The sequence below is a fragment of the Janthinobacterium sp. PSPC1-1 genome (assembly GCF_049897625.1).
GTDB lineage: Bacteria > Pseudomonadota > Gammaproteobacteria > Burkholderiales > Burkholderiaceae_D > Janthinobacterium > Janthinobacterium tructae.
Genome location: NZ_JAFCWP010000010.1, coordinates 82,587 through 103,044 on the forward strand (window position 1 = coordinate 82,587; position 20,458 = coordinate 103,044).

Annotated in this window: 13 protein-coding genes; 8 read left to right on the forward strand and 5 right to left on the reverse strand. The window is 64.5% G+C overall.

Annotated elements, in window-relative coordinates; all coding sequences use genetic code 11:
- Positions 1-149: 149 nt before the first annotated feature.
- The 4 genes from ACP7EG_RS24680 to ACP7EG_RS24695 all read left to right on the forward strand — a co-directional run bounded on the left by ACP7EG_RS24680 (position 150) and on the right by ACP7EG_RS24695 (position 4,189).
- On the forward strand, positions 150-1,607 hold the full coding sequence (locus ACP7EG_RS24680; protein ID WP_099759685.1) for a Ppx/GppA phosphatase family protein: 1,458 nt from the start codon (positions 150-152) through the stop codon (positions 1,605-1,607).
- Positions 1,608-1,700: 93 nt separating this feature from the next.
- Positions 1,701-2,375, forward strand: coding sequence for a hypothetical protein (locus tag ACP7EG_RS24685; RefSeq protein WP_426089697.1), 675 nt, complete (start codon positions 1,701-1,703; stop codon positions 2,373-2,375).
- Positions 2,376-2,446: 71 nt separating this feature from the next.
- Positions 2,447-3,274 (forward strand): formate dehydrogenase accessory sulfurtransferase FdhD, encoded by an 828-nt coding sequence (fdhD, locus tag ACP7EG_RS24690; RefSeq protein ID WP_426089698.1) that lies wholly within the window; start codon positions 2,447-2,449, stop codon positions 3,272-3,274.
- 153 nt (positions 3,275-3,427) lie between these two features.
- Complete coding sequence (locus ACP7EG_RS24695; protein WP_071077956.1) at positions 3,428-4,189, forward strand: GNAT family N-acetyltransferase; 762 nt, start codon at positions 3,428-3,430, stop codon at positions 4,187-4,189.
- Here ACP7EG_RS24695 and ACP7EG_RS24700 read toward each other — a convergent pair.
- From ACP7EG_RS24700 to ACP7EG_RS24710, 3 genes are all read right to left on the reverse strand, one after another.
- A complete protein-coding gene (locus tag ACP7EG_RS24700) occupies positions 4,122-9,593 on the reverse strand; it encodes a DUF7379 domain-containing protein (protein WP_426089699.1) in 5,472 nt (1,823 codons plus the stop codon). The two genes, ACP7EG_RS24695 and ACP7EG_RS24700, sit on opposite strands and share 68 nt — an antisense overlap.
- A gap of 287 nt (positions 9,594-9,880) precedes the next feature.
- Positions 9,881-10,168, reverse strand: coding sequence for a hypothetical protein (locus ACP7EG_RS24705; protein ID WP_034786045.1), 288 nt, complete (start codon positions 10,166-10,168; stop codon positions 9,881-9,883).
- A gap of 179 nt (positions 10,169-10,347) precedes the next feature.
- Positions 10,348-11,040: an ABC transporter ATP-binding protein gene (locus tag ACP7EG_RS24710; RefSeq protein ID WP_426089700.1), complete on the reverse strand. Its 693-nt coding sequence runs from the start codon at positions 11,038-11,040 to the stop codon at positions 10,348-10,350.
- Between the two features lie 310 nt (positions 11,041-11,350).
- Between ACP7EG_RS24710 and egtD the strand changes: the two genes are divergently transcribed.
- Together egtD and egtB are read left to right on the forward strand one after the other, a co-directional pair.
- Complete coding sequence (egtD, locus tag ACP7EG_RS24715) at positions 11,351-12,343, forward strand: L-histidine N(alpha)-methyltransferase (RefSeq protein ID WP_426089701.1); 993 nt, start codon at positions 11,351-11,353, stop codon at positions 12,341-12,343.
- Between the two features lie 6 nt (positions 12,344-12,349).
- Positions 12,350-13,582, forward strand: coding sequence for an ergothioneine biosynthesis protein EgtB (egtB, locus tag ACP7EG_RS24720; RefSeq protein ID WP_426089702.1), 1,233 nt, complete (start codon positions 12,350-12,352; stop codon positions 13,580-13,582).
- Between the two features lie 5 nt (positions 13,583-13,587).
- Here the strand turns inward: egtB and ACP7EG_RS24725 are convergent, their stop codons facing one another.
- Together ACP7EG_RS24725 and leuA are read right to left on the reverse strand one after the other, a co-directional pair.
- A complete protein-coding gene (locus tag ACP7EG_RS24725) occupies positions 13,588-15,192 on the reverse strand; it encodes a methyl-accepting chemotaxis protein (RefSeq protein WP_426089703.1) in 1,605 nt (534 codons plus the stop codon).
- A 169-nt stretch (positions 15,193-15,361) separates the two neighbouring features.
- Positions 15,362-17,068: a 2-isopropylmalate synthase gene (gene leuA, locus ACP7EG_RS24730; RefSeq protein WP_426089704.1), complete on the reverse strand. Its 1,707-nt coding sequence runs from the start codon at positions 17,066-17,068 to the stop codon at positions 15,362-15,364.
- Between the two features lie 490 nt (positions 17,069-17,558).
- Here leuA and tssF point away from each other — a divergent pair, with 490 nt between their 5' ends.
- Positions 17,559-19,400: a type VI secretion system baseplate subunit TssF gene (gene tssF / locus ACP7EG_RS24735; RefSeq protein ID WP_426089705.1), complete on the forward strand. Its 1,842-nt coding sequence runs from the start codon at positions 17,559-17,561 to the stop codon at positions 19,398-19,400.
- Positions 19,364-20,395, forward strand: coding sequence for a type VI secretion system baseplate subunit TssG (gene tssG, locus ACP7EG_RS24740; protein ID WP_426089707.1), 1,032 nt, complete (start codon positions 19,364-19,366; stop codon positions 20,393-20,395). Before tssF ends, tssG begins: the two co-directional genes overlap by 37 nt.
- Positions 20,396-20,458 lie beyond the last annotated feature (63 nt).

Below are 20,458 nucleotides of genomic sequence, written 5' to 3' on the forward strand. Positions count from 1 at the left end.
GACTTCTTGTCACAATCCTGTCACGCCGCTGTCATACGATGGGGGTAGTGTGGTAGGATTTTTAAATCGTTTAAATGATTTATATAGTTTAGCAACTGAATTTGCCAACTTTTTCAGTTGGCACAGCAATGACAAGACAAGAGGCCAGTATGTATGCAGCGGTGGACCTGGGGTCCAACAGTTTTCGTTTACACGTCGGCAAGCATGATGGCGACACCATACGCGTGGTCAAGAGCGTGCGCGACCCGATACGCCTGGCCGCCGGCCTGGACGCCAATGGCGACCTGACCGAGGCGGCCATGCAGGGGGCGCTGGCTTGCCTGCAGCGCTTTCGCGCCATCCTCGCGGGCTTCGAACTCGATGCCGTGCGCGTGGTGGCCACCTCGGCCATGCGCGTGGCGCGCAACGGCGCCGTCTTCCTGCCGCTGGCCGAGCAAGCCATCGGCTACCCCATCGAGATCATCTCGGGCGAGGAAGAGGGGCGCTTGATCTACATGGGCGTGGCCAATGCGCTGGCCATTCCCGGCGAACGCCGGCTGGTGATGGATATCGGCGGCGGCTCGACCGAACTGATACTGGGGCGCGGCAACGATATCGAGCGCGTCGAGTCCTTCAGCCTGGGCACCGTCAAGCAAAGCCTGTCGTTCTTCATCGGCGGGCGCATCGATGCGCCGTCGTTCGAGGCGGCCATCCTGTCGGCGCGCAGCCATTTCGAGGATGCCGCACCGCCGTACCGCCCGCAGCACTGGAAGACGGCCTACGGCTCTTCCGGCACCATCCGCACCATCGCTGACATCATCGTCCGCAACAAGCTCGGTGATGGCTTGCTGTCTGGTGTCAGCCTCGATGCGCTGGCACGGCGCTTCATTGAGCTCGGCCACACCAGCCGCATCGACATGCCCGGCTTGCGCCCTGATCGCGCCAGCACCATCGTCGGTGGCCTGGCCATCTTGATCGGCCTGTTCCGCGAACTGGCCATTCCCGTCATGACGCCGATCGAGGCTGGCCTGCGCATGGGCGTGATGTGGGATTTGTACCTGCGTTCGACCAAGCGCGACCGCCGCGAACAATCGGTGCAGGGCTGCATGGAGAAATTCCATATCGACCAGCAGCGTGCCGGCCGGGTGGCCGAGCAGGCGCTGGCCATGTATGCGCAACTCAAGCCCACGTCAGACGCTTTGGTGAAATGCCTGCGCTGGAGCAGCCTGCTGCACGAAGTGGGCCTGGCCGTGTCGCAGACGGGCTACCACAAGCACGCATCCTACATCGTGGAAAACGCGGACTTGCCCGGCTTTACCACGCGCGAACAGAAGACCATGAGCCGCTTGATCCTGGCGCAGAAGGGCAACTTGCGCAAGATTGGCGAAGTGCTGTCCGACCCCGATTTCGCCAAGGCCGTGCTGGCGCTGCGCCTGTCGATTCTGCTCATGCATGCACGTATCGAAGCCGATTTCAGCGAACTGCGCCTGCGCATGAAGAGCCGAATTGAGCTCGACATCAAGCGCGGCTGGGTGGCGCACCATCCCACCGTGTCGTTCTGGATCGAAAAGGAGCAGGAATTCTGGGATGAGGTCGGCGTCGATTTCACCATCCGCGCCAGCGCCTAGGAGGTCATGCCGTATGCATGGCTTGATGTGTAGCAAGCAAGATTTCAAAAAAGAGTATATATTGTTTATATTATTTATTAGATTGGATAATCCATGACCAAAACCGTCCCCATGAAAAAAGCCGACAGCGCGCCCGTATCGATGTTCCCCACCAGCGCTTCGATCAATGCGGCAGCAGCCAAGGCCGCACCGGCCGCCAAGCCTGCCGCGAAACCGGTAGCCAAACCGGCAGCCAAGCCGGTGGCCAAGGCCGCCGCCAAGCCAGTGGCCGCCAAAGCCGCCGCTGCGAAGCCGGCAGCAGTCAAGCCCGTTGCCGCCAAGCCTGCGGTAGCCAAGGCGCCTGTCGCCAAACCGGCGGCCAAGGCCGTCGTGGCCAAACCGGCTGTTGCCAAGCCGGCCGCCAAGGTTGCTGCGAAACCAGCCGCCAAGGCAGTCGCCAAGCCGGTAGCGAAAGCCGCCGTCAAACCGGTAGCCAAAGCGGCCGCCAAGCCTGCGCCAGCGAAAAAAGCGCCTGTCGCCAAGGTCGCCGCCGTCAAGGAAAAAGCCCGCAAGCCGAAACTGGTGCGCGACAGCTTCACCATGCCGGAAGCGGAATACGAAGTCTTGGGTCAGGTCAAGAAAGCTTGCCTGAAGGCCGGTTTCGAAATCAAGAAAAGCGAATTGCTGCGCATCGGTGTGGCGCTGATCAGCCAGATCGACCTGGCCACCCTGCAAAACGTGCTGGCCGGCTTGCCGCAGCTGAAAACGGGCCGTCCGAAGAAGGATTGATGGTGCGAGCGGAGGGGCCGTCCCCCCGCTTGTCCGTTCTGGTTTACCATGGGGCCTGTGATAGTTCCCCCATGGTTGCCATGTCAGAAGAAATCAGTATTGAACGCGCCGGCTTCGTCGAGCGCGCCATCATCCGCCACCGCGCGGGCCAGTCCACCGATGCCATCGACCACGTCGCCGAGGAAATCCCCGTGGCGCTGGTCTTCAATGGCATTTCCCACGTCGTCATGATGGCCACCCCGCGCGACCTGGAAGCGTTTGCCTACGGCTTCGCGCTGACGGAAGGCGTGGTCGCTTCGGCTGCCGCCATCTTCGATTGCGAAGTGTTGCTGCGCCCTGACTCCGCCGAAGTGGCTTTGAACATCGCGCAGGAAGATTTCGTGCGCCTGAAGGACCGGCGCCGCCAACTGACGGGCCGCACGGGCTGCGGCGTGTGCGGCATCGACAGCATCGACATGCTCGACTTGCAGCCGCAAGCGCTGCCGCCATCCCTGATCCAGATCGACCTGCCGGCCGCGCTGGCGCGCGCGTCGAGCGGCTTGCGCGAACACCAGGCGCTGATGCAGGAAACGGGCGGCGTGCATGCGGCCGCCTGGTGCACGCCCGACGGCGATATCGTGCACGTGTTCGAGGATGTCGGCCGACACAATGGTCTCGACAAGCTGATTGGCCACCTCGCGCTGCACGATGTCGACATGCGGCGCGGCTTCGTGTTCCTGTCCAGCCGCGGCAGCTACGAGCTGGCGCGCAAGGCGGCGCGCATGCAGATTCCCCTGCTGGCGACCATTTCCGCCCCCAGTTCGCTGGCCATTTCCATCGCCACGCAGGCGCGCATGAAACTGGTGGGCTTTTGCCGCCAGGATGCTTTCGTCGACTACACGCCTGGCATCACGCTGTAAGCGGCGTTTTCACGGACGGCGCCGGCGAGTGTGGTAAATGCGCACGCTCTTCCCCTGACATTGACTTGCGTCATGGAAATGACATTCGGCTGTCATTTTCCTGACATATTAGACAAGTACGCTGGAGTCGTCTTGATCACAGGGGATGAAACCATGCAGAACATAGTCGCATCAAACGAAGCCAAGGCCCGGCCGGTCCAACTGGTGCTGAGCCAGGCCACTACCGCGGCGGAATTGCGCGAAGTCCAGCGTTTGCGTTACAAGGTGTTTATCGAGACCATGGGATTGAGCTCGCTGGCGAATGCCGATGGCCTCGACAGCGATGAGTTCGACGCGCATTGCGATCATCTGATCGTGCGCGATGCCGATACCCTGAAAGTGGTGGGCACTTACCGCGTGCTGAGCGCGGCCAAGGCGGCCAAGATCGGCCGGCTGTATGCGGAAAACGAGTTCGACCTGAGCCGCCTGAAGAACCTGCGCGGCCGCATGGTCGAAGCGGGCCGTGCCTGTATCCATCCCAAGTACCGGGGCGGCAGCGTGATCATGCTGCTGTGGTCTGGCCTGGCCGAGTACATGCGCCGCGAGCGCTGCGACTATCTGGTCGGCTGCGCCAGCATCAGCCTGGCCGATGGCGGGCATAACGCCGTCGCCGTGTACCAGGCGCTGGCGGAAAAGCACATGGCCCCAAGCGAATACCGCGTCACGCCGCACCTGCCTTTCCCCATCCACCAGGTGGAAGCGGCGCACAAGCCGCAAGTGCCGCCGCTGATCAAGGGCTATCTGCGTTCGGGCGCCTGGATTTGCGGCGAACCGGCGTGGGACCCTGATTTCGAAAGCGCCGACATGTTCATGATGATGCCGCTGGCGAATCTGGACGAGCGCTATGCGCGCCATTACGGCGTGGTGCCTGGCTGATAGCGGGAAGTGAGGACTGCAGCTGGCTGGCCAGCGCCTGCACGGCGCTGCGCCAGCCGGTCTGCGCGCTGTCGGGCGGCAGCAGTTCAAGCAGGAAGTGCAGCGGCAGCATGATCGCTTCGGGTTCGCCGATGCTGCCGTGGCGCCGCACGGCGTCGTGGTACAGGGCCAGGAAGGCGGCGCGCGCGGGCGCGTCGAAGGGCTGGCCGTCCGGCACGTGCCACAGGGCTGCCAGCAGGGCGGCGCGCACGGGGGCGCCGGCGTCGATGGCGCGGTGTTCGTCGGCGTGGCGCTGGCGCGCATAGGCGATGGCGTCGTGCAGCAAGTCGCCCAGTTGCGCATCGAGTGCGCGCCAGGCATCGCTGTCGCCATGGGCTTTCAACAGCAGGGCACCCGCCAGCACCTGGAAAATCAGGTCGCAGTCGGCCACGCCGCTGCGCCGCTGCGCTTCTTCCAGCGCCCCCAGGCAGGCATCGGTCATGGCGCGCAAGGCCGGCGCGCCGGAGCTCCCCCCGGCGCAGGCCAGGCGCGCCTGCAAGGCCCAGTAGCGTCCCAGCAGGGCCAGGCGCTGCGCCGTGGGCGCCAGCGCCACCAGCAGGTCGATATGCTGTTTTCCATCCTGCAGCAACTGGCGTCCCTGCGCCATATCCGGCACGGCCGGCACCTCGATGCCGGCGCCCGCATCGATGCCGCACAGGGCCGCGCCCTGGCGTATCTCCAATTCCGCCCAGTGCGCCAGCGCGCGCAAGCACACCTTGCCGTCGGCTGCGCTGTGCGCCGCCCGGTAGTGCTCGATGGCGCGCAGGGTGTTCTCCAGTCCCCCCAGGCCGGCGCGCGTGGCGGCCATGTTTTCGCGGATGTCGGCGCAGCCGAAGAAGCGCGCGCGCACGGCTTCCTCGATGCTGGCCAGCTTTTCCTCGATGGCGGCGCGGCGCGCAGGGTCGGCGCCCGCCAGGCGCGCATGCAGGGTTTCCAGGTCGGCCAGCAGGTGGCCGTGGTAGTGGTAATCGGGCGCCTGCCAGGGCCGGCTCTGGGTATTCGGGAAACGGTAACGGTCGTCGCCATACGCCTGGTAGGCGCCCCAGGTGTTCGAGGCGGGAAACTGCAGATACGCTGCCTCGCGCGCCAGGCGCACGGCGTCGCCGAAGTATTCGCCGCTCAGCATGGCGTGATAAAAGCTGTGCGCGAAGATGCTGGCCGCCTGGTCGTCGATGCGCCAGCCGGCCGCGATGACCGCCTGCGAGCCCATTTCAATGAAGGCCGTGGCCAGGCTGGCGGCCAGTTTCGACCACGGCGCGATGGCGTCCGGGCGCATGTCGCCCAGGTGGCAGCAATTGATGAAGACGAATTGCGGCACGCGTTTCAGCTTGCCCACCTGCGCCGCCGTCAGCCGCGTCTTCGGCCCCAGCACCAGGCCCGTATGGGCGATGCCGGGGCCGGCCACTTCGCCGTGGCCGGCCAGGTGGATGGCGAAATAGCGCTCGTCGAACAGGTGCACCAGCACGCGTTGCGCCTGCGGGCGCAGCAGCTCGCGCACCTGGTAGCCGTACGCGCGGAACATGCGCGCCACGTCCTGCGCTTCGGCTTGCGCGGCGGGCAGCTCGGGCAGGCCGGAATCGGTGTCGCCGATCACCAGCACACTGTTGCTGGGCGGGCTGGTGGCGGGTGGCTGTTCGCGCAGGCTGGCCAGCTGGCGCACCATGCCGATGCGCGTCGACAGCGGGCTTTCCTCGCTGCCTGCCTCGTCGCGCATCAGTTCCCACGGATAGATGGCGGCGCTCTGGTCGACGGCCAGGATCAGGCCGCGCATCTCGGGGATGGCCGCCTTCAGCCCATTCGGCAGCATCAGTTCGTACAGCGCGCGCGACAGGCCCGGCTGGTCGGTGGTGTTGTCGGTGGCGTCCATGATCAGGCCATCGACGGCCTGGCGCTGGTTCGGCTCCTCGTCGACGCTGTTGTGGGCGCGGTCCGTCAGCACGGTGAAGCGCAGGGCGCCGGAGAGGTCCGCGGCGACGATCTGCACGCGGCGCCAGCCATTGTCGCCGCTCAGGCTGGGCAGGATGCGCCGGTAGCCGCCCGGGCTGTGGCGGATGCGCCGCTCGAACGTGAAGCTGCCCTGATAGCGCGCCTCGGCCATGATCTGCTCGATGGCCACGGCGGCGGCGATGGCGCGCGCCTCGGATTGTTCATAGATGGCGATGTGGCCGATGCGGCACGCCATGCCCGCGTCTTCCAGGCGCCGGTTGGCGCTGCGCACGCCGTCGATCAGGGCCCGCGCGCACAGGGCGATGCTCAAGCCGCCATAGCCGGAACCGGACAACAGGCTGGCCACGCGCAAGCCGTGTGCGCCCATCGGCGGCGCAGCCGCATGGCCGGCGGCACGCACCTGCAGGCAGACGCACGCGTACTCGAGCAGACCGCCGGCAAAGGCGCGCGCCAGTTCGCCCGGCGTCAGTTCGCCCAGCGCACCCAGGCCGATGACGATGGCGCCGCCGGGCCGGCGCGCGGCATCGGGCTGCAGCACCACCAGGGCAGAGTCGGGACGCTGCGGGAAGCGCCCCAGTGCGTGGATTTCCTGCAGCTTGCCGGCCAGCAGGCGGTCCAGAAAACTCATGCTGCCGCGCAGCGACTCGTAGGCGTAGCAGCCGCTCATGACGGGTGCGTCGGCCGAGGCCATGCTGCCGTGGATGACGGATAGGCTCAGCTGCGGCGCGCGGCTCTCGACAGCGCTGGCGGGGCCGGCGGCGCCGAGGGCGGCGTCGAGCAGTTCCTGCGGCTGCGGGTACAGCGGCCGCGCATCGGGAGCGTATGCACGGAAGCGGGGCGGGTCGCCGCCAGGCGCGTGCGGCGGGCGCCGGGACAGGCCTGCGCCCTGGCCGTTGTCGAGCAGTTGCGCGATGGCCGGGTAGGTTTCTTTTTGCAGCAGCAGGTCGCCATGCGCCACCGGCAGGTAGCACGCTTCCACGCCGTCCGGCACCGCGCCTTGCCAGGCCGTGCGGCCATCGCCGTCCGGCGACCAGGCCGTCTCGATGCCGCCGTCGCGCAGGCGCAGCGCCACCGGCGTGTCGGCGCAGCCGGCCAGGTAGCTGCAATGGCGGGCATCGGGCGGGGCGGCCTCCAGCAAGGCCACGGTGGCGCGCGCCGCCGCCAGCGCTGGCGCCTCGGGCGCCTGCCAGCCGTCGGGCAGGCCCGCTTGCGCGTCGCCGGCGGCCAGTTGCGCCCAGGCGCCGCTGTCGAAATAATCGATGCTGCCCGCCACCTGCGGCTGCGGCCACGGCAGCATGTCCAGCACGCCGGGAAAGGCGCGCACGAAGCCGAGAAACTGGCGCCGCGTGTGCTTCCAGCCTATCCAGCAGGCCAGCATCCGCACCAGCGGATCGCGCCCCAGCAGCACTTGCACCATCGCTTGCGTGCCCCGGTTGGCCGTGCCCACCTGCAGCAGGCGGCTGCCGGGCAGGGCGCCGAAGCGCTGCCAGCGGTCCTTCAATGCCAGGCGCGCTACCAGCCCGCCCATGCCGTGGGCAAGGATGCGCAACGGTTGTCCGCGCTGTTCGGCGTCGTGCATGGCCTCGTCCAGCACGGGCAGGAAGGCGTTGCCGGAGTGCTGCAGCGACAAACGCCAGTCATACGTAAAGGGCCGCACTTCCTGGCTTTGCGCGAGAAAGCGGGCCAACGGCTCATAGCAGGATTCGATCCAGCCGGCGCTGACGATGTGCGGCTGGCCCACGGCCAGGCGCTCGATGCGCCCTTCGACCAGGTTGACGGGGTCGAACCAGATGCGGTTGCTGCCCACTTGCAGATGGCTGCCCATGATATCGGGCAGCAGCAGCACGATGGGGGCGTGCGCGCGCCGCTTCGGCACTTCGCCGCCGCGTCCCAGCGCGCCGTGCTCGATGCCGGCCAGCGGCTGGTAGGCGGTGTCGTCGCCCGTCAGCGCCTGCACTGCCGCCATGCCGGACGCTGCGCGCTCGAAGTAGTTCAGGTGGTGCGTCTGCGGCCCGCGCAGCAACAGTTGCCGCACCGGCGTGCTGCGCGTGGCGCCGCCCGCCATCGAGGCGCAATTGACCACCAGGTCGTTCTGCCCGCCGTACAGCTGGTCGCCGAGGCAGTCGCCCAGCCAGCCCAGCAAGCCATCGCCGCTGCACGCGCCGGCCAGCACGTGCAGCGGGCTGGCCACGCGCACGTCAGGCGCGTTGAGCAGCGCCACCAGGGGCGAGTCGGGCATCATCGCTTCCAGGCCAGGCAGGATGCGCGCGTCGCAGCGCTGCTGCACCAAGGCCAGCAGGAAGGCCATGCCGCCATCGGGTACATCATCCTGCGGCAGCAGGTTGCACATCACGCTGGCCCAGCGGTCGAGCCGGCCCGACATCAGGGTGGTGCCGCGTGCCGGGCAGGCCACGCGTACGAAGCGGGCGATGCGGATGGCGCGCGTCTTCAACTCCTCGCCCAGTTCGCGCAGGCGCGCCGCATCCGCGTCGTGGCCGCCGCGCCCGCCTAGCTGCGCCTGCGCCGTGAAGTGTTCGATATCGTGGCTGTTGAACGCTTCGCCGCCCACCGTGTTTTCGCTCAGCCGTTCCAGGCTGTCGCCAGCCAGGTCGACGGCGCCGCGGCTGTCGATGCGCTGCGCGCGCGCCAGCAATTCGCCCACCAGGCCGCCGCGCGAATGGGCCAGCAGATGCAGCACGGCGCCGTGCGGAAGCTGGCGCACGAGCGCCAGTGCGTTCTCGATGGGGCTGTCGCTGAGGCTGCGGTGCTCGTAGCCGTAGATGCGGTTGCCGTATTGCGCCGCCAACTGTGGCGCCAGGCCGTTGCGCCACAGGCCGCCAAAGCTGCGCTGGGTCGATGACGCGGTGCCATGCAATAGCAGCAGCACCGGTTCCGGCCCGGCGGGCAGGCTGGCGACGGCCGTCATGCTGCCCGCTTCGATGCCGCAGCGGTACAGGCCCAGGCGCTGTTCCAGCTGGCGGTCCTGGAAGGCGCCCGCCGCCGCCAGCGCCGTCATGGCGGCGGCGCCGCAGCGGTACACGCGCACGGCCCGCAGCATCCAGGCACCCAGGCCGTCGCGGCTGGCGCCGGGCGGCGGGCGCGCCGCCTGCGGGCGCAAGGCCAGTCCCACTTCGATGCTGGCGGGCGCACCGTCGCGTGCCGCCGTGGCCGGCCCCAGATAGCGTGGCAGGTCCAGGCTGCTCGCCAGCAGCGAACTGCCATCGCACAGCAGCAATTGCACCACGTCGGCCGGACCGATATCGAGTGCGGTGCGGCAACTGCCGATGCCGCGCGCGCCCGACAGCACGTGGGTCTCGCTGTGCCAGCCGGGCGCGGCGGGGCAGTCGCCGGCGTCGGCGAGGGGATCGCGCGTGAGCGTCAGGCGCAGCACGGGCGGTGCAAGAGGGTCGCTGGACATGCGGTTGGGATCACTGGTTAAAAGCTGACCTTGATGCCTGCGGAGACTATGCGTGTTGTGTCAGATCAAGTTTGAGTGGAAATGCTGGCTGGCAGGGGGAATGCGGAGTGAAAGCGGGGAGGGACGCTGGAGCGGATGGGCAGAGAAACGGTCAGCATGGTTTGGGCTGGGTCTCTTCGCTATCGTGCTCGGATGTGCTGCGGTGAGCGAACTACGCGAATTGCATGGCAAAAGTTCATGGCGCCGGGAACCTGGGTGCCTGGCATGGCATTACAACAGCGGGTCATTCAATGGACTGGCGTGGCGGACAGTTCCTTCAGTTCGCGGATGGTGATGTCCGATTTTTCATGCATGCGCAATAAAATCGTTGCACCGACCGACAGTTTGCCGTGACGAATCTTGCTGATGATGGGAGGCTGGACTTCCAGAACACGGCACAGTTCCGCATCATTTTTCAGGTTCATCTTCTCGATCAGGGTATCGAGCAGCTTGTTGGGCACAAAACTCGATGGTTCGAGCGCACGCGCCCGGTTCATCGCTTCAATCATTTCCAGCTTCTTTTGCCGAACGTTCATTTACTCCTCCTTCAGGTTATGCAAGGGACGAGACCACTGTATGTGGTCCCAGCTATAGTTCGTCATCGCAGTACGGCTGTCCGGGTGACGTGATACCATTCGCGTTACAACATTGATAACCAGGCAAGTGTTTTCAATAATACTACGATAACAAAACTTGTGAAAGATGGTCAGTTAAATTAACTGATTGTTTGATCAATTTGGTCGACGATTGTTGTATTTTGTAAGCCGTTTTTCGTCAGGATCATGGTTCTGTCCGCCATTTCGGCGGCGGCCAGCGAATGCGTGACCATGATCGCGCAACTGCCGTTGGCCTTGATTTCGGCGCGCAGCAATTGCAGGATGCTGTGTGCCGTATCGGGATCGAGGTTGCCGGTCGGCTCATCGGCCAGCACCAGCGCCGGCTTGTGCACGAGCGCGCGGGCAATGGCCACGCGCTGCATTTCGCCGCCGGACAATTGCTGCGGAAAGTCGCCGCCGCGTCCGCCCAGGCCGACCGCTTCGAGCATGCTGGCGGCACGCTCCTGGGGCAGTCCGTTGAGCAGCAGCGGCAGGGCCACGTTTTGCAGCAGGGTCAGGTGCGGCAAGACGTGGAAGGCCTGGAATATAAAGCCCATGCGGGCGCGACGCAGCCGGGTGGCGGCGGCGTCATCGAGGCTGGACATGGCGATGCCGTCCACCAGGATAGGGTGCGCTTCGGCACCCGCATCGGGCGTATCGAGGCCGGCGATCAGGTTCAGCAAGGTCGACTTGCCGACGCCCGAGTCACCCATGATGGCAATGAATTCCCCTGCCTTGAAGCGGCAGGAAATGTTGGCCAGCACGGGACGGGCATGGGCATAGGACTTCGACAGATGGCGCAATTCGAGCATGGTGTTAACGGCTATCGTAAAGGGAGGCACGCGGGGGAGAGGGGGGCCTGGGAACTGCAAAGGGGCGCGGATTGATTGGCCGGCAATGTGTAGTATACGACAGGATTATCATTTTTGCTGGGTAATACCCATTTTGTGTACGTACTGCTCGTTTGAGCTTAAGTTACCTGTCGCACGGCTGGCTTGTGCGGATTCCGCTATGATGGGAAAAAGTCATCGGAAAAGGCGCCCGCAAACCGCTGTGGCAGGGGCGGCGCCCGGTGGCTGACCGTGCAAGCCCTTCGTGAACCTTGATAGACGACGCCAGCCCATGACCATGCCACTCGCGCAACAGCAGTCAGATTTGTCTCCCGCCAGCAACGTCCGAGTGGCCTGCGCCACTCCTGCCACGATAGTCGAGATCAGCAGCGGCTTGCTGGCGCGCGAGGCCTGGACCTCGCCCAAGTACCTGTACGACGCGCTGGGCTCGAAACTGTTCGAAGCCATTTGCGCCTTGCCCGAGTACTATCCGACGCGCACCGAGGCGGCCATCTTCGCCCGTCACGGCGCCGAGATCGCGCACGCCGTGGGGCCGGGCAGCACCCTGATCGACCTCGGTGCGGGCAATTGCGCCAAGGCCGCCAGCCTGTTCCCCCTGTTGCACCCGGCCCAGTATGTGGCTGTGGATATTTCCTATGATTTCCTGAGTGAATCGCTGAGCCGGCTGCAGCAGCGCTTTCCGCATATCGAGATGACGGGCCTGGGCCTGGATTTCTCCAGCCGCCTGGACTTGCCCGACAGCGTGCGCGAGGTGCGGCGCCTGTTCTTCTATCCCGGCTCGTCGATCGGCAATTTTGCGCCTGAGCAAGCGACCGCCTTTTTGCGCCGCCTGCGTGCGAATGCGGACGGCGATGGCGGCTTGCTGATCGGCGTTGACCTGATCAAGGACGACGCCATCCTCGACGCCGCCTATGACGATGCGCTGGGCGTCACGGCCGCCTTCAACCTGAACATGCTGCGCCACGTGAACGGTCTGATCGGCGCGGACTTCGACGTGCGCGCCTGGCAGCACCACGGCTTTTTCAATGCCGACGAGCGCCGCGTCGAAATGCACCTGGAAGCGCGCAGCGAGCAAGTTGTCCATTGGAAAGGTGGCCAGCGGCGCTTCGCGAAAGGCGAACGCATCCATACAGAAGACAGCTACAAATACACCCGTGCAAGCTTCGTCGGCTTGCTGGAGCAGGCGGGGTTTTCCACCGTGCAAGTCTGGACGGACCCGCAGCAGTGGTTTGCCGTGATTTACGCGCGCGTCATCAGGGACTAAGAAAAGATGCTGATCGATCATTACAACAAGGTGCGCCAGCACTCGCTGCGCCTGGCCGAACCCTTGTCCGACGAGGATTGCGGCGCCCAGTCGATGCCGGACGCCAGTCCCGTGAAATGGCATCTGGCGCATACCACCTGGTTTTTCGAAACGTTTATTCTGGAAAGCATGGAAGCGGCGTTCACGCCATTCCACCCCGCCTTTCGCGTGCTGTTCAATTCCTACTACAACGGCGTGGGCGAGAAGCATCCGCGTGCCCAGCGTGGCTTGCTGACGCGCCCCGGCATGGCGCAAGTGCGCGCCTACCGGATCGATGTCGATGCGCGCATCACCCGCCTGCTGGCGGGCGAACTGGCGCGCGACGAGCGCGAACGCCTGACCATGCTGCTGGCGCTGGGCCTCGAACATGAGCAGCAGCACCAGGAGCTGCTGTTGACGGACGTCAAACACCTGCTGGCGCAGAGCGCCCTGTTTCCCCCTTATCTTGACAACGCCGCGCCGCCAGCGCCGCAAGCTGCACAGCCCACCGCCTGGCTCGCGTTTGACGGCGGCCTGGCGCAGATCGGCCATGCGGGCGATGGTTTTTGCTTCGACAATGAATTGCCACGCCATCCGCAATACGTGGCGCCGTTCGAGCTGGCCAGCGCGCTGGTGACGAATGGCGAATTTCTCGCCTTCATCGAGGCGGGCGGCTACCGCACGGCGCACCTGTGGCTGGCCGAAGGCTGGGACTGGGTGCGCAGCCAGCAACTGGCATGTCCGCTGTACTGGCAGTGCGATGACGCCGGGCACTGGCAGGAATTCACTTTGTTCGGGCTGCGCCCGCTCGACCTGCAGGCGCCGGCCACGCACCTGTCGCTGTTCGAAGCGGACGCGTATGCGCACTGGGCTGGCGCGCGCCTGCCGACGGAAGCGGAGTGGGAAGTGGCGGCGCAGGGCGTCGCCGTGCAAGTGGGGCAACTGCATCCGGCCGCCGGTGCGCCGGGCGCGGGCTTGCGGCAAATGTTTGGCCATTGCTGGCAGTGGACCAGCAGCAGCTACGCGCCATATCCCGGCTACCGCACGGCGCCCGGGGCGCTGGGCGAGTACAACGGCAAGTTCATGCTGAACCAGTATGTGCTGCGCGGCTCGTCATGCGCCACGCCGGCTGGCCATGCGCGCGCCAGCTACCGCAATTTCTTCCCGGCTGGTGCGCGCTGGCAATTTTCCGGCATCCGACTGGCGCGCCAGGTGGAATAGCTGAACTAGTTCAAGCGCGGTGTGGAGGTTGGCGCAGGGCGAGGCGGCGCCTTGGCGACGGCGTTCTGTTCCAGCTTGAACTGGCTGACGAGGGTTTCCAGTTCGCCTGCCTGTTCATGCATGGCCGCCGCCGCTGCGGCTGCCTCCTCGACCAGGGCCGCGTTTTGCTGCGTCGTCTGGTCCATCTGCATGATGGCGGCATTGATCTGCTCGATGCCTTCGCTTTGCTCGTGGTTGGCGACGCTGATTTCACCGACGATGGCGCTGACCCGGCCCACGCTGGCCACCACTTCATCCATCGTGGCGCCTGCCTGGCTGACCAGCTGCGCGCCCTGTCCGACGCGGTTGACGGAGTCGGCAATGAGTTCCTTGATTTCCTTGGCCGCCGCCGCCGAGCGCTGCGCCAGGTTGCGCACTTCGGTGGCCACCACGGCAAAGCCGCGTCCCTGTTCGCCGGCACGCGCCGCTTCGACCGCCGCGTTCAGGGCCAGGATATTCGTCTGGAAGGCGATGCCGTCAATGACGGCGATGATGTCGACGATTTTGCGCGAGGACGCATTGATGGCATCCATGGTGCCGATCACTTCCGCCATGGCCGTGCCGCCGCGGTGGGCGATGGTTGATGCCGAGCGGGCCAGGCTGTCCGCCTGGCGCGCATTGTCGCTGTTGCTGCGCACGGTGCTCGTCAGTTCGATCATCGACGAGGCCGTTTCTTCCAGCGCGCTGGCCTGGGCTTCCGTGCGGGCCGACAGGTCGGCATTGCCGCTGGCAATCTGGCTCGACGCCACGGCGATGGTGCCCGTGCCGCCACGCACTTGCCCCACGATGGTGGCCAGGTTGGTATTCATATCGCGCAGCGCCTGCAGCAGCTGGCCCGTTTCATCCTTGCCGTCGGCCACGATTTTACTGCTCAGGTCGCCTGCGGCCACGGCTTGCGCCACGCGCAGGGCATAGGCGATGGGCGTGGTGATCGAGCGCGTGACCCACCAGGCAAAGAGCACGCCCAGCAGCAGGGCGACCGTGCCCAGGCTGGCCATCAGCATATTCGCTGCTGTAATATTATGCTGGATTTGCTGGCCGCCATGCACGACCACTGCGCGCTGGATTTCGTTCAGTTGGTTCACCGTCTTTTGCAAGCGGTTCAGGGCGGGCAGGGTATCGTCGCGCACATGCACGGCCGCTTCCGCGCGTTGTCCTGCCACCAGCAGCTTGTCGGCCTGGCTGAACGAAGCGACATAGGCTTTGCGCTGCTGCTTCAGGGTAGCCAGCAGTTCCTTGCCTTCAGGCAGCACGATCAGACGGTCGAGGATGACCAGCGCATCGCTGATGGTGGCCTTGTTGGCATTGATTTCGCCGTGGATGGCGTTGGCGCGGGCCGGATCTTCATGGATGAACAGTTCCAGCACCAGCGCCGCGTTCGAGCGCGTGGTGCTGCGGATGGTGGCGATGGCGTCGGCCTTGGCCCAGTCCTTCTCGATGATGGACTCGCTGAGCGCGCCGATTTTATCCAGACGCAACAGTCCCGTACCCACCAGCACTGCCATCAGCAGCAGCACCACGCCAAAGCCCGCACCCAGGCGCACGCCTATCTTCATATCCGTCAATTTCATACTGATTCCCTCGGTAGCTAATGATCTGTCTCCGGTGGTCTTGTTATGCATCGATTATACGGTCGGCGATACCTGATTTGCACTACTAATTGCCCAATAGAAATGAAAAAGCGGCACGGCGATCAAGCCGTACCGCTTTTTCTCCCTATGAGGGATGCCCGAGTCGTGCTCAGGCGGCGCTGGCCGCCACGTCGGCTGCTGTTGTTTTTTCGGCGTCCGTCTGCGCGATGCGGCGGTTCACGGCCGACAAGACAGCCTTGAACGAGGCGGTGACGATATTGCTGTCGATGGCGGCGCCGAACAGGGTCGGGCCGTTGTCGAGGCGCAATTCCACGTAGCAAGCCGCTTGCGCGTTGGCGCCCGAGCCGATCGAGTGCTCATGGTAATCCATCAGTTTGATGTCCAGGCCCAGCGCATTGACGAAGGCGTCGATGGGGCCGTTACCGCCGCCTTGCAGGGCCAGCGGCGTCTGGCGGTGCGACAGGCTGATGTCGATCTGCACGGATTCATCGCTGCTGGTGTCTTCCACCATGCGGTGCGAAGCGTAGGCGTACGGCGCCGTCTGCTCAAGGTATTCCTTCTGGAAGATTTCGTGGATATCCTGCGCGGCGATTTCGCGGCCCGTGGCGTCGGCCACGGCTTGCACGGCGCGCGAGAATTCGATCTGCAGGCGGCGCGGCAAGACCAGGCCGTATTCCTGTTCCAGCAAATACGCCATGCCGCCCTTGCCGGACTGGCTGTTGACGCGGATCACGGCGTCGTAGCTGCGGCCCAGGTCGGCCGGATCGATGGGCAAGTACGGCACTTCCCAGATGCTGTCCGGTTGTTGCTTGGCAAAACCTTTCTTGATCGCATCCTGGTGCGAGCCGGAGAAGGCCGTGAAGACCAGGTCGCCCGCATATGGGTGGCGCGGGTGGACGGGCAACTGGTTGCACTCTTCCACGCACTTGCGCACGGTATCGATGTCGGAGAAATCCAGGCCCGGATGCACGCCCTGCGTGTACAAATTCATCGCCAAAGTGACCAGGTCGACGTTGCCCGTGCGCTCGCCATTGCCGAACAGGCAGCCTTCCACGCGGTCCGCGCCCGCCATCACGGCCAGCTCGGCCGACGCGACGGCCGTGCCGCGGTCGTTATGCGGATGCACGCTGATGATGATGGAATCGCGGCGCGCCAGTTTGCGCGACATCCATTCGATCTGGTCCGCATACACGTTGGGCGTGCTGCATTCCACGGTCGATGGCAGGTTGATGATCATCTTGTTGGCCGGCGTCGGCTTCCAGATGGCGCTGACGGCGTCGCAGATGTGCTTGGAGAAATCGAGTTCCGTGGTGGAAAACGATTCCGGCGTGTATTCAAAGCCCCATTCCGTTTGCGGATGCTGCGCCACCAGCTGTTTGACCAGGGTGGTGCCGGTGGTGGCGATCTGCGTGATTTCTTCGCGCGACATGCCGAACACGACCTTGCGGAACACGGGCGCCACGGAGTTGTACAGGTGCACGATGGCGCGCTTGGCGCCGACCACCGATTCCACCGTGCGGCGTATCAATTCTTCGCGCGACTGGGTCAGCACGATGATGGTGACGTCGTCCGGGATGCGCTTTTCATCCACGAGCTTGCGCACGAAGTCGAAATCCGTCTGCGATGCCGATGGGAAACCCACTTCGATTTCCTTCAGGCCGATGGCGATCAGCATCTCGAAGAAGCGCAGCTTCTTTTCCGCGCTCATCGGCTCGATCAAGGACTGGTTGCCGTCGCGCAAGTCGGTGCTCATCCAGATAGGCGGTTTGCTGATGATCTGGTTCGGCCATTGACGGTCGGTCAATTTGACGGGAGGAAAGGCGCGGTATTTGGAAGCTGGGTTTTGCAACATCATGATCGGGTACTCCTGAAGATAGGGGGGAAATCAATGGTTGTGGCGCAAGCTTGCCGGGCGGCCACGCAACACTAGGCCAGGCAAGCGGTCGGTAGTTTTAGCAGGCAAAACAGGGCAACGGCGCCAGCGGTGGCGGTCGCGTCAGAAGTTACGGGTGTAGCGGGGGATGGTGCAAACATCATCAAACCTTCCAGGGTTTTTGAAACACGCCGGCGTGTGGCCAGGCGAAGCAATGCGGCAAACTTATGCGCGTGCTAGCAGTAGTCGCGATAGCGACAGCAGGGAAGGGGAGGAATGTTTGAAGGAGGACATGCACTTAATGTAAGGGAAGTGGGGCCGGGCTGTCAAGCATATTTCGGCAGGGAACGATGCTGCTGCCATGCCGCAGCTCGACTTATTGTTCCTGCGCAACTTACTTTTCTATCATTATTGAATAATGCAGTTTCCGTCTGGCGACCTGTGTCGCCCGCCCTGCTTTGGAGCTGCCAGCATGGAATCGTTGCTGAAATACTATGAACTCGAACTGGATATGTTACGTACGCATCAGCAGGAATTCGCTGCGCGCTATCCCGGCGTCGCCGGTGCACTGGGTCTGACTGGCAACAGTTGCCAGGACCCGCATATCGAGCGCCTGATCGAGGCATATGCCTTGTGCAATGCCCGCACGGCCAAGAAGATCGATGACGCACGCCATGTTTTCACCGAGTCCATGCTGGAAGTGAATTTTCCACACTACCTGAGGCCGTTTCCCGCGTGCTCGATTGCCCACGTGGACGCCAGCGGCGTGCCGGGCCAGGCGCGCGACGGCATCGATATCTTGCCGCGTGGAACATTGATGCATGCACCGCCATACCAGGGCGTCGTCTGCAAGTTTCGCACCGCCTATGACGTGGTGCTGGCGCCGCTCAGCCTTGCCGGCGCGCGCTTCGTTCCCGTGATGGATGTTGCTGCGGCGGTCAATTTACCGTCCGATATATCGACTGCGATCGCCATCGATATCGTCTCCACGTCGGCCGCCGGTACGCTGGAGCAATTGAGGCTGCCGGCCGTGCGCGTCTTCATCGATGGCACGCCATCGCTGACGGCCACCTTGCGCGATGCCCTGTTTTTGCATGCCGCGTATGCCTGGATCGAGGCCGGCGGCGTGCAGTTGCCGCTGGCGCAAGTACCGCTGCGTGCCGTCGGTTTTTTGCCGGAGGAGGCGCTGTTGCCGCGCAAGCCGGGTTCCCACCGTGCCTACTGCCTGCTGACAGAATACTTCGCCTGCCCTGACAAATTCCAGTTCTTTGATATCGACCTTGGCCAGATCACACCGCTGTTGCCGCCTGGATGCCAACGCTGGACCTTGCATCTGGGCCTGCGGAACATCGCTGCCAGCAGCGCTGGCGCACGCCTGCTACGGTCTGTATCGGCAAGCAATTTGCTGCTTGCCTGCACGCCGGTGATTAATTTGTTCCAGCAGGCAGCAGCGCCGATCCGGTTGACGCAAATGCACAGCGAGTATCCGCTGCTGGCCGAGCATAAATATGCGCACGCGTATGACATTCATAGTGTCGATGCCGTGCGCTTGGTGCGGCAGGGCGCCCATGCCGGCACGCTGACGCACTGCCAGCCGTTTTATGCCATGCGCCATGGGCAGGCTGGCGGCGCGCAGAGCCGTTACTGGGTGGCGCGGCGCGATGAGGCGCGGGCGCTCAGCCATCCCGGTTACGAAAGCAGCCTGGCGTTTGTCGACGGCGACGAGGACGATACCTATGCCGGGATAACGACGGTATCGGTCGATCTGACATGCAGCAATCGCAACTTGCCGAGTGCATTGCCGGTCGGTGCTCCGGATGGCGATCTGCGGCACGAGGGGCCGGCTGGCGCGCTGCCGGTGCGCCTGTTGCGCCAGCCGAGTCCGGCGTATCGCTTTAAAGCTGACTTGCCTGCGCAAGCCCGTTTGCTGGCATTGTTGTCGTTGAATCATCAGTCTTTGCAGGAGGATGGTCTGGCGTTGTTTCAGGAAATGCTGGCGCTGCATGATTTGCCTGCTTCACTCACGTCACAACGGCAAATTCAAGGTATCCAGGCCTTGACGCAGCGCGCCAGCAGCACCTGGATGCCCGACGCCAGTGGCGGCGTGCTGGTATTTGGCATCGACGTCTTGCTGACGGTGGATGAAGAGGCCTACGTCGGCAGCGGCCTGCATGTCTTTGCGCAAGTGATCGAGCATGTGCTGGGCATGTATGTTCATGTCAACAGCTATTGCCGTTTGTTCGTCATTTCGCACAAAAGTGGGAAGGAGTTGCTGCGATGCCCGCCCCGCAATGGCCAGCAAGCACTGGCGTAATCGCGCTGCTGTCCCAGGCGCCATACCGTTTTGGTTTCTTTCAGACCGTGCGCCTGCTCGAACGCTGGCTATGCCGGCAGGGCGCGTGCGCCGATTCCGCACTGCACGATGGCTTGCGTTTCCATCAGAGCGTTGCGCTGGCGTTTCCCGCCTGCGAGATAGAGGCGGTGTGGCATGACGGCGAGCATGGCCGCCTGCACCTGCGGCCCAGTTTCATGGGCTTGCTGGGTGTGAATGGCACCTTGCCCCTGCACTATACGGAGCGGCTGGTGCGCCAGGAGCGTGCCACGGGCAATGCCGGCGCGCGAGCCTTTCTCGATGCCTTGGCGCAACGCGCGCCCGTGCTGTTTTATCAGGCCTGGGCCGGCAGTCGGATCGAGTGCCAGGTCGACGCAAGCGGCCGCCCCGGGTTTTTGTCATTACAGCTGGCGCTGGCTGGCGCTTGGCCGGCGCGCCTGGCAAGCACCGGTGCGCTGCCGCCGGAAGCGCTTGCTTACTACGCTGCGGCACTGCGGCAGCGGCCCGTCAGCACCGAGTTGATGGCCGATGTGCTGGCGGATTATTTCGGCGTGCCCTTGCGTATCGAGTCCTTCGTCAGCACCTGGCACGTGCGCCCAAGCAATGAGCATTCCCTGCTCAATCGCAGCAATGTGAGCCTGGGGCAGGGCGCCATGCTGGGCGCGCGCTGCCGGCGCCGGGACTTGCGCATGCGCCTGTACCTGGGGCCTTTGACTCGGGCACAGTTCGACGATTTTCTCCCCGGACATTCCGCTGCGCTGGCCTTGAAAAACATGTTGAGCCTGTTTGGCTTGCCATGCATGCAATACGAAATCCGTCTGATCCTGCGCGCTGCCGACGTGCATGGCAGCAGCCTGACGGCCAGGGTGGAGCAGGGCGCAGCGGGCCTGGGGCAGGGCGCGCGCTTGCTGAGCGAAGAGGCCCGCCGCGACTGTGACGCCATGTGCTACGACATCCGATTTCCCGGTGCCGCTTGATGCGCCGCAATTGGCAGCCGGCAAATGTATGAATACTGATGAGCTGGGAGCGAGGCGTATCGG

Coding starts and splice junctions, on each gene's coding strand:
- fdhD (WP_426089698.1), top strand. CDS start 2,447: ATGGTTGCCATGTCAGAAGAAATCAGTATTGAACGCGCCGGCTTCGTC.
- tssG (WP_426089707.1), top strand. CDS start 19,364: ATGCCCGCCCCGCAATGGCCAGCAAGCACTGGCGTAATCGCGCTGCTG.
- ACP7EG_RS24705 (WP_034786045.1), bottom strand. CDS start 10,168: ATGAACGTTCGGCAAAAGAAGCTGGAAATGATTGAAGCGATGAACCGG.
- egtD (WP_426089701.1), top strand. CDS start 11,351: ATGACCATGCCACTCGCGCAACAGCAGTCAGATTTGTCTCCCGCCAGC.
- ACP7EG_RS24680 (WP_099759685.1), top strand. CDS start 150: ATGTATGCAGCGGTGGACCTGGGGTCCAACAGTTTTCGTTTACACGTC.
- ACP7EG_RS24700 (WP_426089699.1), bottom strand. CDS start 9,593: ATGTCCAGCGACCCTCTTGCACCGCCCGTGCTGCGCCTGACGCTCACG.
- tssF (WP_426089705.1), top strand. CDS start 17,559: ATGGAATCGTTGCTGAAATACTATGAACTCGAACTGGATATGTTACGT.
- ACP7EG_RS24710 (WP_426089700.1), bottom strand. CDS start 11,040: ATGCTCGAATTGCGCCATCTGTCGAAGTCCTATGCCCATGCCCGTCCC.
- egtB (WP_426089702.1), top strand. CDS start 12,350: ATGCTGATCGATCATTACAACAAGGTGCGCCAGCACTCGCTGCGCCTG.
- ACP7EG_RS24695 (WP_071077956.1), top strand. CDS start 3,428: ATGCAGAACATAGTCGCATCAAACGAAGCCAAGGCCCGGCCGGTCCAA.
- ACP7EG_RS24725 (WP_426089703.1), bottom strand. CDS start 15,192: ATGAAATTGACGGATATGAAGATAGGCGTGCGCCTGGGTGCGGGCTTT.
- ACP7EG_RS24685 (WP_426089697.1), top strand. CDS start 1,701: ATGACCAAAACCGTCCCCATGAAAAAAGCCGACAGCGCGCCCGTATCG.
- leuA (WP_426089704.1), bottom strand. CDS start 17,068: ATGATGTTGCAAAACCCAGCTTCCAAATACCGCGCCTTTCCTCCCGTC.